This window comes from Pseudonocardia sp. ICBG1142, assembly GCF_020496255.1.
Classification (GTDB): Bacteria; Actinomycetota; Actinomycetes; order Mycobacteriales; family Pseudonocardiaceae; genus Pseudonocardia.
Genome location: NZ_JAHLJC010000005.1, coordinates 405174 through 417291, shown reverse-complemented (window position 1 = coordinate 417291; position 12118 = coordinate 405174). Strand labels below are relative to the sequence as shown.

The following is a 12118-nucleotide window of genomic DNA, read 5'->3' as shown; positions in this document are numbered from 1 at the left end:
GATGACCGTGGTCAGGGAGGACGGGCTCGTGGGGTCCGCATTCGAGGCACTCGCCGACCCCACCCGGCGCAGCATCCTGATCCTGATCGCCGACGGCGAGGAGTGCACCGCCGGCGAGATCGCGCTGCGCACCACCACCGTCGCGCGCAACACGGTCTCCACCCACCTGCGCATCCTGCGCACGGCAGGACTCGTCCACGAGCGGCGGTCCGGCCGGCACCGCTTCTACTCCGTCGACCAGAACGGGCCGGCGAGACACGTGCTGACGACGTTGCAGACGATCTTCCGGACACCCGATGGTCGATGACCGCGGGCAGGGAGGTCCACCGGTTCCGGACATGCCGAGAACCAGACGGGGCATCGGACCCGTCCGGTTCTCCGACGCGGATTCAGGATGTCATCGAACGGCACTCACCTCCCGGCGCGCCTTTCCGTCGTAACGCGCGACGGGGCGGATCAGGACGTCGTGGGAAGCCTGTTCGATCACGTGCGCGGTCCAGCCGCTGATCCGCGACATCGCGAAGAGCGCGGTGAACATCGGGGTGTCGAAACCCATGAGGTGGAACAGCGGGCCCGCGGCGTAGTCGAGGTTGGGCCGCAACCCCTTCTCCCGCAGCATCGCGCCGGCGAGCACCTCGTAGTGCGCCATCAGTGCACGGCCGCCTCGCAGGTCGGCGACCTGTCGCATCCGGGAGTGCAGGGCGGGGACCCGGGAGTCGCCACGCTTGTAGACCCGGTGACCGAACCCCATGACCTTCTTGCCGGCGGCGAACCGGGCCTCCAGCCACTCGTCGACCAGGTCGGGGTCGCCGATCTCGTCGAACTGGTTCATCACGGCCTCGTTCGCACCGCCGTGCAGCTCGCCCTTCAGCGCCCCGAGGGCGGCGACGACGGCGCTGTAGAGGTCCGAGCGGGTCGAGGTGACGGTGCGCGCGGCGAACGTGGACGCACTGAAGCTGTGCTCGGCGTAGAGGATCATCGCGACCTCGAAGGCCCGCACCACCTCGGGTTCGGGGATCTCACCGAAGGTCATGTGGAACACGTTCTCGGCGTGCCCGAGGTCCTCCCGCGGCGCGATCGGACGCTGCCCGCGGCGGCGCCGCTGGTCGAGCGCCACGATCGTGGGCAGCACCGCGAGCAGCTGCACCGCCTTCTCCGCGCTGGCCTCGGCCGAGTGGTCGGTGGTCGCCGGGTCGTGGGCGCCGATCCAGCTCACCGCGGTGCGGAGCACGTCCATCGGATGGCAGTCGGTCGGCAGGGACAGCAGCATCGCCTCGCACGCGGGGTCCAGCCGGCGCAGGGACCGCTCGCGCCGCTCCAGCGCCGCGAGCTCGGCCGGGTCCGGGAGCTCCCCGGTCCAGAGCAGGTGCGCGACGTCGAGGAAGCCGTGCCGCTCGGCGAGCGCCGGCGCCGGGTAGCCCCGGTAGAGCAGGACGTTGTGACAGGGGTCGACGTCGGAGATCGACGTCGTGTCGGCGACGACTCCCACCAGGCCACGTCGGACGGGGGTGTCGCGTTGGTCGTCGGTCATGGGTGTCTCCTTCTGCGGCGGGCCGGTGGCCCGCTACCGGACGGCGTCGCGACGTGCTCCGGCCAGGAGCGCGTCGGCGAGACCTCGTGGTGTTCCTGTGTCGCGCGGGATCCGGCTGCCACGGTCGGTGGCTGCCGGGGACCGCGGCCCGGTGACGGGGTGGATCACGGCGTCCATGCCGAAGGCGGCGAGCTGCGTGACGGTGGGCAGCAGGACGGAGGTCGGGTCGCCGCCGGTGACCGGGGTGGCGGTCACGAACAGCGGCGCGGTGAGGGCCTCGCGCAGGACCGGGTAGGTGGCCCGCGACGCAGGCGCCTCGACGACGACGAGATCCGCGCCCGCGGCGAGACGGGCGCGGGCCCGGTCGATGGTGTCGACCAGGCCGCGGGCCCGGTCGGTGGTCGTGCGGACCCCGATCAGCAGGGCGGGGTCGTGACGGGCGCGGACAGCGGTGCGGACACGGGTCTCGACGTCCCCGGCCGCCCCGTCGTCGGGCGAGGTGTCGTCGAGGAGCACGCCGGACGCGCCCGCCGCCGCGATGTGCGCCACCGTGTCGGCGTCGCGGGTCGGGCCGAGGTCGACCAGGACCGGCAGCGGGGTGGCCCGGACGATCCGTGCAACCAGCTCCGCGGCGTCCTGCCCGCCCGTGTCGGCCGCCGCCACGTGCACGCCGTCGAGCCCCATGGCCGCGATCTGGCGCGCGGACGCGGCGGTGGTGACGGTGTGGAAGCGCAGCGGGCGGCGGCCCGCACGGGGCCGGTCGAGCGCGGCCCGGAGCACGACGCGTCGGCGGGTGGGTGGGACGTCGGTCTGCAGCATCAGCGCGCCCCTGCCGTCGTGGCCGGGTAGGAGTGGAAACCGCGGCCGGTCTTGCGTCCCAGCAGGCCCGCCTGGACCATCCGCCGCAGCAGCGGCGGCGGTGCGTAGAGCGGTTCGTGCTCCTCGGCGTACATCGTCTCGGCGATCGCGGCGACGGTGTCGAGCCCGATCAGGTCGGCGAGCTCCAGCGGCCCCATCGGGTGGGCGCACCCGAGCCTCATCCCGGCGTCGACGTCGGCCGGTGTGGCCCGACCGGTCTCCACCATGCGGACGGCGCCGAGCAGGTAGGGCACCAGCAGCGCGTTGACGACGAACCCGGCCCGGTCGGCGGCTCGGATCGTCTGCTTGCCCAGCGCCCCGGTCACCCATTCCTCGACCCGGGCGAGGGTCTGCGCCGAGGTCGTGAGCGAACCGACGACCTCGACCAGGGGCAGCACCGGCACGGGGTTGAAGAAGTGCAGCCCCACGACCTGTCCCGGCCGCCCGGTGCCGTGCGCCAGCTTCATGATCGGGATCGAGCTGGTGTTGGAGGCGATGACCGCGCCCGGGTCGGCGAGCACCTTGTCCAGGCCCGCGACCAGGTCGGACTTGACGATCTCGTTCTCGACGACCGCCTCGACGACGAGCTGGCGGTCGGCGAGGTCGCCGAGGTCGGTCGAGAACGTCAGCCGGCTCGCTGCCGCGTCCCGGTCGGGCACGGAGAGCCGCCCGCGGTCCACCGCCCGGTCCATCGAGGCCAGGATGCGTTCCCGGCCCCGGTCCAGCGCTGCGTGGTGCTGTTCGACGACGTGGACGTCGTTCCCCGCCCGCGCACACACCTCGGCGATGCCCGCGCCCATCTGTCCGGCGCCGACGACGCCGACCCGCTCGATCCCGCTCACCTGTTCTCCTCCTACGACGGGGTGCGGCACGGGTGGCCGGATGCGCGGACGCACCCGGCCACCCACCGCGGGAACTCGCTCAGCCGTGGAACTGCTCGGCCTCGGTCGACCCGGCGAGCGCAGTGGTGGACGACTCCGGGTTGACCGCGGTGGAGACGGCGTCGAACCAGCCGGTGCCGACCTCGCGCTGGTGCTTGATGGCGGTGTAGCCGTCGGCCTCGGCGGCGAACTCGCGCTCCTGCAGGGCGACGTAGGCGGTCATGCCGTTCGCCGCGTAGCCCTTGGCCAGGTCGAACATGGAGTGGTTGAGCGCGTGGAAGCCGGCGAGGGTGATGAACTGGAAGGCGTAGCCCATCGCACCGAGCTCGCGCTGGAAGCGGGCGATCGTGTCGTCGTCGAGGTGCTTGCGCCAGTTGAACGACGGCGAGCAGTTGTAGGCCAGCATCTGGTCGGGGAACTCGCCCTTGATCGCCTCGGCGTACTTGCGGGCCAGCTCCAGGTCCGGCACCGAGGTCTCCATCCACAGCAGGTCGGAGTACGGCGCGTAGGCGAGACCGCGGGTGATGCAGGGCTCGATGCCGCCGGTGACCCGGTGGAAGCCCTCCGCGGTGCGCTCACCGGTGAGATACGGGCGGTCCCGCTCGTCGACGTCGGAGGTGATCAGGTTCGCGGCCTGGGCGTCGGTCCGGGCGACGATCACCGACGGGACGCCGGAGATGTCGGCCGCGAGCCGCGCCGCGTTGAGGGTGCGGACGTGCTGGGAGGTCGGGACCAGCACCTTGCCGCCGAGGTGGCCGCACTTCTTCTCCGAGGCGAGCTGGTCCTCCCAGTGCACACCGGCCGCGCCCGCGGCGATCATGGCCTTCATCAGCTCGAACGCGTTGAGCGGGCCGCCGAAGCCGACCTCGGCGTCGGCGACGATCGGGACCAGCCAGTGCGGGTCGTCGCCGCCCTCGGCGGCCGAGCGGCCCTCCAGGGTGCTGATCTCGTCGGCACGCAGCAGCGCGTTGTTGATGCGGCGGACCACCGCCGGCACCGAGTTGGCCGGATAGAGGCTCTGGTCGGGGTAGGTCTGGCCCGCGAGGTTGGCGTCCGCGGCGACCTGCCAGCCGGACAGGTAGATGGCCTCCAGCCCGGCGCGCACGCTCTGCACGGCCTGGTTGCCGGTCAGCGCCCCGAGGGCGTGCACGTAGTCGCGCTCGTGCAGCAGCGACCACAGCCGCTCGGCGCCGAGGCGGGCCAGCGTGTGCTCCTCGCGCACGCTGCCCGACAGCGCCACGACCTCCTCCGCGCTGTGACCGCGGGGGATCCCTGCCCAGCGCGGGTCGGTCGCCCATTCCTGCTTCAGCTCGTCGACCCGCTGCTGCCGGTTCGTCCCGGTCATGTCCTGCTCCTTTGCGAAGTTCGCGTCCGTGTCCGCGCTCACGGTCTCCCGGCGGTGGCCGGGGGCCGTGGCGATCTCTCGAACGGGGTGCGACCAGCATCGGAGCTGCAACAGAGGTGAGGCGACGGTGGCCGCCTGCCAACTCCTGCGCATCTTCCGGCCGGATTCTGCGAATCTTGCGAATGGTGGTCTCGGCTACAGTCCCGCCATGGCGACCTCCGGCATCCCGGGCACCCGGCTACGCGCGCTGCGCGAGACCCGCTCGATGACCCAGGCGGAGCTGGCCAGGGCCCTGGAGATCTCGCCCAGCTACCTGAACCAGATCGAGCACGGCTCCCGCCCCCTGACCGTGCCGGTGCTGCTGCGGATCACCGAGGTGTTCGGTGTCGACGCGGCGTTCTTCGCGGCCCGACGACCCGAGCGGCTGGTCGCCGAGCTGCACGAGGTGTTCGCCGAGACCACGTCGGCGGCCGGACCGGTCCCGCCGGGACAGATCGAGCGGCTCGCCGGCGAGCTGCCCGCGGCCGCGGACGCGGTGCTGGAGCTGTACCGGCGGTGGCGCCGGGCGGACGAGCACCTGGCCGCCGCGTCGGACCACACCCGGGACGGCCGTCCGGTCGGCAACGACGGCACCGACCGGATCCGGTCGGCGTCGCCGCACGAGCAGGTCCGCGACTACTTCTACCGCCGTCGCAACCACGTGGCCGAGCTCGACGACGCGGCCGAGGCGCTGGCGTCGGAGATCGGGCTGCGCCGGGGCGAGGTGCGCCGCGCCCTCGCCGAGCGCCTGCGGACGGTGCACGGCGTCAGCATCGCCGGGCTGGAGGACGACACGACCGGCTCCGGCGAGATGCACCGCTACGATCGGGTCGAACGGGTGCTGCGGCTGTCCCCCGCACTGCGCGCCGGCCAGCAGGCGTTCCGGATGGCGACCCAGCTCGCGCTGCTGGAACACGACGCGGTGATCGAGCGCTTGGCGGCCGAGGACCCGGCGGACGACGACACCCACGCCCTGACCCGGATCGGCCTGGCCCGGTACTTCGCGGCGGCGCTGACGCTGCCCTACGGCGAGTTCCGGGCCACCGCCGAGCGGTTCCGCTACGACATCGAGCGCCTGTCCGACCACTTCGGACTCGGGTTCGAGACGATCGCGCACCGGCTCTCGACACTGCAGCGCCCGTCCGAGCCGGGGGTGCCGTTCTCCTTCGTCCGCGTCGACCGGGCCGGGAACATGTCCAAGCGCCAGTCCGCGACCGGGTTCCACTTCTCCCGCGGCGGCGGGACCTGTCCACTGTGGAACGTCTACCGCGCCTTCGCCTCCCCCGGCGAGATCGACGTACAGATCGCGGCCATGCCCGACGACGCCCGCTACCTGTGGGTCGCGCGCACGGTCACCGGCTCCCAGCGCCGATGGGGACGACCGGGCAAGACGTTCGCGATCGCACTCGGCTGCGAGATCCGCCATGCACACCGGTTGGTCTACTCCGACGGGCTCAACCTCGACACCCCTTCGGCCGCGACACCGATCGGCGCCGGCTGCCGGGTGTGCAGCCGGGCGCAGTGCCCGCAGCGGGCGTTCCCACGCCTTGCCCACACGACACTGATCCTGGAGGACCGCAGCACCTTCGTCCCCTACCCGGTCGCTCCGGGCGGCTGAGGGGCCCGGCGGGCCCCATCGACCGGGAGCCGGAGCACGAGCTGTCAGTGCCGGCCGTAGGCCGGCCGGGTCCGATCGAGGATGCTGCGCACTGCCTCGACGTGGTCGCGGGTGCGGACCAGGTCGGCGAACCGTTCCGCCTGCACGGCCCGACCGCCGGCCGCGTCGAGCTGATGTGCCCGGTTGGCGGCGGCCTTCGTCGCCTCGACCGACAGCGGCGACCGCCCCACGATCCGGTGCGCCCGTTCCAGGGCGGCATCGACCACCGCGTCGGTCGGCACGACGGCGCTCGCCAGGCCGGTCCGCAGGGCCGTAGCCGCGTCACACCGGTCACCGGTGAGCAGCATGTCCTTGGCCGGGCCGAGCCCGAGCAGCCGCGGCAGCCGCCAGGCGCTCATGATCAGGCCGACGTTGACCCCGGCAGCCACGAAGAAGCCGTCCTCGGCGGCGACCCGCAGGTCGCAGGCCAGGGCGAGTTCGAGCCCGGCGCCGACGGCGCCTCCGGCGACCGCGGCGACCACCGGGACGCGGAGCTCCTCGACCCGGTCGGTGAGCTCGACGATCTCGGTCAGGAAGGCCGCGGCGTCGCCGTCGTCGCGGGCGTGCTGCTCCTCGACGAGATGGCCACCGGCGCTGAAGTGTCCGACGCCGGTGAGGACGGCGGCGCGGAACCGGGTGTCACGGTCCACCTCGTCGAGGGCGTGGCGCAGTGCCGCACGCACGGGGCGGGACAGCGCGTTGGCGGGCGGGGCGTCCAGCGTGAGGACGGCGACGTGCTGCCCGTCGCGGCTCAGCCGGACGCCGGCGGTGCCGGACGGCCTGCCGGAGCTCGCCACCACGGTCGCGGTCATGGATACCTCCGGATGTGGGCGGGCGGCCCGCCCGTGATCGACGGGCGGGCCGCCCGCGGGAGAACCGGCGGTCGGCCGGTGGGCGAGGCCGGAACGGTCAGCGTCCGGCCGGGACCTCACGGCGGGCCGAGCCCTCGTAGGCCGCGAGCGGCCGGATGAGGGAGTTCACCGCGAGCTGCTCGGCGATGTGGGCCGTCCAACCGGTGATCCGCGCCATCACGAACAGCGGGGTGAACATCGGGATGTCGAAGCCCATGAGGTGGTAGAGCGGGCCCGCCGGGTAGTCGAGGTTGGGGTGCAGCCCCTTCGCCCGGTGCATCGCCTCGGCCAGCGCGGTGTGGGTGGCCAGCAGCTCGTGGGCCCCGCGCAGCTCCACGATCCGTTCGAGCGCGGCCTGCAGGGTCGGGACCCGGGAGTCGCCGCGCTTGTAGACGCGGTGCCCGAATCCCATGATCTTCTTCTTGTGCGCGAGCGCGTCGGCGAGCCACGCATCGGCGGCGTCGGGCCCGTCGATCTCGGCGAGCATGTGCATGACGGCCTCGTTGGCCCCGCCGTGCAGCGGCCCCTTCAACGCGCCGATCCCCGCGACGACGGCGCTGTAGAGGTCCGACAGGGTCGAGGTCACGACCCGGGCGGTGAAGGTCGAGGCGTTGAAGCTGTGCTCGGCGTAGAGGATCATCGAGACCTCGAACGCACGCACCACCTCGGGCTCGGGCACCGCGCCGAAGGTCATGTGGAAGAAGTTCGCCGCGTAGCCCAGGTCCGGGTCGGGCGCGATCGGGTCGAGCCCCCGTCGGCGGCGCTGGTCGATCGCCACGACGGTCGGCAGCGCGGCGAGCAGCCGCAGCGACTTCTGCGTGTCGGCGGCCGGGTCGTCCTCCTGGGCGTCCTCGGAGCCGAGCCAGCTCACGGCGGTGCGCAGGGTGTCCATCGGGTGGCAGGTGGTGGGCGTGCCGAGCAGCAGAGCCTGCAGGCTGCGGTCGATCGGGCGGAGCGCGCGTTCCTGTGCCTCCAGCCGGGCCAGGGCGTCGGCGGCGGGCAGCTCGCCGTGCCAGAGCAGGTGCGCGACCTGGAGGAAGCCGGAGTGCGCGCACAGGTCCTGCACCGGGTAGCCGCGGTACAGCAGGGAGTTGGTGTCGGCGTCGACCTTGGAGATGGCCGTGGTGTCGGCGACCACTCCGGCCAGCCCCTTGTGGATCTGCGGGGGTGCGTCGGCCACGGTCATGAGGGGTCCTCCTCGTCGAGATAGCCGGCGAGCCCGGCGTCGAAGGCGCCGTACTCGTCGTAGTGCAGGAGTTCGTAGAGCCGGGCGCGGTTCTGCATCCGGTCGACCACTCCGGCCTGGGTGCCGGTGCGGCGGATCTCGGCGAGCCCGGCCTCCGCGGCACCCATGGCGAGCCGGAGCAGGGTCACCGGGTAGATGACGACGTTGACGCCGAGCTTCTCGAGGGTGTCCGCGGTCAGCAGGGGGCTCTTCCCGAACTCGGTCATGTTCGCCAGCAGCGGGACGTCGAGGGCGTCGCGGAACGCGGCGTACTCGTCCTCCCCGGTCAGCGCCTCCGCGAAGATCATGTCGGCACCGGCGGCCACGTAGGCGCGGGCGCGGTCGATCGCGGCGTCCAGCCCGTCGACGGCGCGGGCGTCGGTCCGGGCGCACAGCACGAACGCGTCGTCGCGGCGCCCGCGCACCGCCGCCCGCACGCGGGTGCACATGTCCTCGGTCGGCACCAGCGCCTTGCCTGCCAGGTGCCCGCAGCGCTTCGGGTCGACCTGGTCCTCCAGGTGGCACCCGGCCAGCCCGGCGTCCTCGAAGGTCTGGACCGTGCGGGCCACGTTCGCCGGACCGCCCCACCCGGTGTCGGCATCGACCAGGACGGGCAGGTCGGTCTGCCGGGCGATCGTCGCGGCGCGGGCCGCGACCTCGGTGGAGGTCGTGAGCCCGACGTCGGGCAGCCCCAGCTCCGCGGAGAGGACGGCACCGGAGACGTACACGCCGTCGAATCCCTGCTCGGCGATCAGCATCGCCGACAGCGCGTCGAACGCGCCGGGGAACTGCAGCAGCCGGCCGCTCGCCAGCGCCTCGCGGAACGCCACCCTGCGCGCGTGGGGGGTGCTGGTCGCGCCGAGCATCAGAACACCCCGCGACCCGGTGCGGTCGCGAGCGACGCCGGGACGATCGTCAGCTCGCCCAGCTCGGCGGCGCTCAGCTCGGGCAGACGCAGGGCGTGGTCGAGGAACCGGTCCTGTTCGACGCGGTCGACGACGTCGCGCGCCAGGTCGCGGAACTTGCCGACGTACTCGTCACGACCGAACGGGCGGGCGCCGAACGGGTGCGCGTCGGCGACGGCGATCTCGTCGACCAGGGCCGTGCCGTCGGTGAAGGTGACCTCGACCCGACCACCGAACGCCTTCTCCGCGGGGTCGTGGGAGTGGTAGCGGCGCGTCCACTCCGGGTCCTCGACGGTGGAGATCGCGTGCCACAGCTGGACGAGCTCCGCGTCGGCCGCGCGGTGCGGCGGGTAGGAGCGCTCGTGGTGGAAGCCGCCGTCGAGCAGCGCGACGGCGACGATGTAGGGGATCGAGTGGTCCAGGGTCTCCCGCGACGCCGTCGGGTCGTACTTCTGCGGGTCCCCGGACCCGGACCCGATCACGTAGTGGGTGTGGTGGCTGGTGTGGATGACGATGCTGCGCACCCGCTCCGCGCCGCCCGCCTCCCGGATCCGGGGGCCGAGCCGGCGCGCGAGGTCGATCAGCGCCTGGCTCTGGTACTCCGCGGAGTGCTCCTTGGTGTAGGTCTGCAGGATCGCGCGGGGTGCCTCCCCGCGCTCCGGCAGCGGAACGGTGTACGCGGCGTCCGGGCCGTCGAGCAGCCAGGCGATGACACCGTCCTCACCCTCGTAGATCGGCGACGGCGCGCCCTCGCCGAGCATCGCGCGGTCGGCGGCCTCGATCGCGACCTTCCCCGCGAACGCGGGGGCGAACGCCTTCCACGACGAGATCTCGCCCTTGCGCGACTGCCGGGTCGCGGTCGTCGTGTGCAGGGCCTGCTGCACGGCCTGGTAGGTGACCTCGGCCGGCAGGTCCAGCAGGGCACCGATCCCGGCGGCGACCGACGGACCGAGGTGCGCGACGTGGTCGATCTTGTGCTGGTGCAGGCAGATCCCGGTGACCAGCGCGACCTGGACCTCGTAGGCGACCGCGATCGCCCGGGTCAGCGCGGCGCCGTCCGCACCCGTGTGCTGGGCGACCGCGAGCAGCGGCGGGATGTTGTCGCCGGGATGGGAGTAGTCCGCCGCCAGGAACGTGTCGTGGAAGTCCAGCTCCCGCACCGCGACACCGTTGGCCCACGCCGCCCACTCCGGCGACACCCGCTCACGGGTGCCGAACACGACCGCCCCGGCCCGGTCCTGCGGGGCCGCGTGGCGCAGCGCCTGCGCCCGTGCGGCCACGACCGGACGACGGTTCACCGACGCCGTCGCCACACCCGCGTTGTCGACCACCCGGTTCACGACCATGTCGGCCACCTCGGCCGGCGGTGGTACCTGGTCGGCGGCCACCTCGGCGATCTTCCAGGCCAGCTGGTCGGCGCGGGCGAGGTTCTCCTCGCTGCGGTACACGCGCACCTTGTGCTCGACGGTCATACGTTCTCCTCCATCATGAACAGGCACGACGTCGAGGCATGGCGACGGAATCCGCGGCCGACTCTCCGGCCACGCATCCCTGCCTCGACTATTCGTCGCACTGGCACCGGTGGGGAGAACTGCGGTTCCCCGTGTTCGATGCACATGCCGTCACAACGGTGACGAGCACGCGAGACCGCCCTGATCCGCTGGCCCGAGCGGGTCGGGCCGGAGTCCCGACCGGCCGCGCCTGGCGACGGTTCCGATACTCGCGCACGGACCGAGAGCAACTCCAGACTGCGATGGATGCAAATTCGTGCGCAGATCCGGCCCGTTCTTGTGAATGGTGCGAACCACCGATTCGCGGTCGGGGTTCCACCCCGACCGCGATGCCGGCCAGCGCACCTGCCGTGGCCGTCCGGGACTCAGCCCGCCACCACCGGGTTCACGAGCCGGCCGATCCCGGTGATCTCGACCTCGACGAGGTCCCCGTCGGTCAGGAAGACCGGCGGGTCCCGGAACAGGCCGACGCCGCCCGGCGTGCCGGTGACGATGACGTCCCCGGGAGCCAGCACGGTGAACGTGGTGATATAGGCGATCAGCTCCGGAATGCCGAAGATCAGCTGGCTGATCGAGGCCTCCTGGCGCAGCTCGCCGTTGACCCGGGTCCGCAACGTGGCGGCGGAGATGTCGTCGATCTCGTCCGCCGTGACCAGCCAGGGGCCGAAGCCACCGGTGGCCCGGAAGTTCTTGCCGGGAAGGAACTGGCTGGTGTGGCGCTGCCAGTCGCGGACGCTGAGATCGTCGTAGCAGGAGTAGCCGGCCACCACCTGCGCGGCGTCGGCCTCGGGCACGTGGTCCGCTCGCGCACCGATCACGACGGCGAGCTCACCCTCGTAGTCGAACCGGCTCGTCTCCGCCGGTCGTACGGCGGGCTGGTCGTGTCCGATCTGCGTGTCGGGGAAGCGGGAGAACAACGTGGGGTAGGCGTTGTCCGGACGCCGGGTCTCGTCCAGGTGCGACCGGTAGTTGACCCCGGCACAGATGATCTTCGAAGGATCCGGGACGGGCGGCAGCAACCTGACCGACCCGATCGGCAGGTCGGCGGCACGCCCCTGGGTGGCAGCAGCCAGCTCCGGGAGCGCTCCCGCCGCCAGGACCTCGCGCACGGACCGGAACCGCCCGTCCGTCGCGGTGACTCCGTCGACCACGCCGTCGACCGCGCCGTCGGTCACGACCCGGCCGAACCGTGGCTCGTCCGAGCCCTCCGACATGTAGGACACCAACCGCACGTGAGCTCCTTCCGCGTCCTCGGCCACGGGCCGGAACCGGATGCTGGTCTGCCGGCCACTCCGCTGTGGCGGCCCCACCGTAC

At 72.6% G+C, this 12118-nt stretch carries 11 protein-coding genes; 2 read left to right on the top strand and 9 right to left on the bottom strand.

Annotated elements, in window-relative coordinates:
• The first annotated feature begins 1 nt into the window (after window position 1).
• Window positions 2–307 (top strand): helix-turn-helix transcriptional regulator, encoded by a 306-nt coding sequence (locus KPL59_RS37455; RefSeq protein ID WP_020621521.1) that lies wholly within the window; start codon window positions 2–4, stop codon window positions 305–307.
• Window positions 308–397: 90 nt separating this feature from the next.
• On the opposite strand, the gene KPL59_RS07195 is transcribed toward KPL59_RS37455, so the two are convergent.
• The 4 genes from KPL59_RS07195 to aceA all read right to left on the bottom strand — a co-directional run bounded on the left by KPL59_RS07195 (window position 398) and on the right by aceA (window position 4615).
• Window positions 398–1531, bottom strand: a complete 1134-nt coding sequence (locus tag KPL59_RS07195) for a bifunctional 2-methylcitrate synthase/citrate synthase (protein WP_226360308.1) — start codon at window positions 1529–1531, stop codon at window positions 398–400.
• Window positions 1532–1564: 33 nt separating this feature from the next.
• Window positions 1565–2350, bottom strand: coding sequence for an isocitrate lyase/phosphoenolpyruvate mutase family protein (locus KPL59_RS07190; RefSeq protein ID WP_226358404.1), 786 nt, complete (start codon window positions 2348–2350; stop codon window positions 1565–1567).
• The gene (locus KPL59_RS07185) at window positions 2350–3231 is read right to left on the bottom strand and encodes a 3-hydroxybutyryl-CoA dehydrogenase (protein ID WP_226358405.1); all 882 of its coding nucleotides are present in this window, start codon (window positions 3229–3231) and stop codon (window positions 2350–2352) included. The genes KPL59_RS07190 and KPL59_RS07185 overlap by 1 nt, the downstream gene beginning before the upstream one ends.
• A gap of 79 nt (window positions 3232–3310) precedes the next feature.
• Entirely contained in the window at window positions 3311–4615 is a 1305-nt protein-coding gene (gene aceA, locus KPL59_RS07180; RefSeq protein WP_226360307.1) for an isocitrate lyase, read from the bottom strand.
• Window positions 4616–4823: 208 nt separating this feature from the next.
• Here aceA and KPL59_RS07175 point away from each other — a divergent pair, with 208 nt between their 5' ends.
• Entirely contained in the window at window positions 4824–6272 is a 1449-nt protein-coding gene (locus KPL59_RS07175; protein ID WP_226360306.1) for a short-chain fatty acyl-CoA regulator family protein, read from the top strand.
• Between the two features lie 44 nt (window positions 6273–6316).
• Here the strand turns inward: KPL59_RS07175 and KPL59_RS07170 are convergent, their stop codons facing one another.
• The 5 genes from KPL59_RS07170 to KPL59_RS07150 form a co-directional block, all read right to left on the bottom strand.
• Window positions 6317–7123: an enoyl-CoA hydratase/isomerase family protein gene (locus KPL59_RS07170; RefSeq protein ID WP_226358408.1), complete on the bottom strand. Its 807-nt coding sequence runs from the start codon at window positions 7121–7123 to the stop codon at window positions 6317–6319.
• A gap of 97 nt (window positions 7124–7220) precedes the next feature.
• A complete protein-coding gene (locus KPL59_RS07165) occupies window positions 7221–8348 on the bottom strand; it encodes a bifunctional 2-methylcitrate synthase/citrate synthase (RefSeq protein ID WP_226360305.1) in 1128 nt (375 codons plus the stop codon).
• On the bottom strand, window positions 8345–9253 hold the full coding sequence (prpB, locus tag KPL59_RS07160; protein ID WP_226360304.1) for a methylisocitrate lyase: 909 nt from the start codon (window positions 9251–9253) through the stop codon (window positions 8345–8347). Before prpB ends, KPL59_RS07165 begins: the two co-directional genes overlap by 4 nt.
• Window positions 9253–10764 (bottom strand): MmgE/PrpD family protein, encoded by a 1512-nt coding sequence (locus KPL59_RS07155; RefSeq protein ID WP_226358410.1) that lies wholly within the window; start codon window positions 10762–10764, stop codon window positions 9253–9255. The genes prpB and KPL59_RS07155 overlap by 1 nt, the downstream gene beginning before the upstream one ends.
• A 404-nt stretch (window positions 10765–11168) precedes the next feature.
• Window positions 11169–12035, bottom strand: coding sequence for a fumarylacetoacetate hydrolase family protein (locus KPL59_RS07150; protein WP_075310862.1), 867 nt, complete (start codon window positions 12033–12035; stop codon window positions 11169–11171).
• Between the last annotated feature and the right edge of the window lie 83 nt (window positions 12036–12118).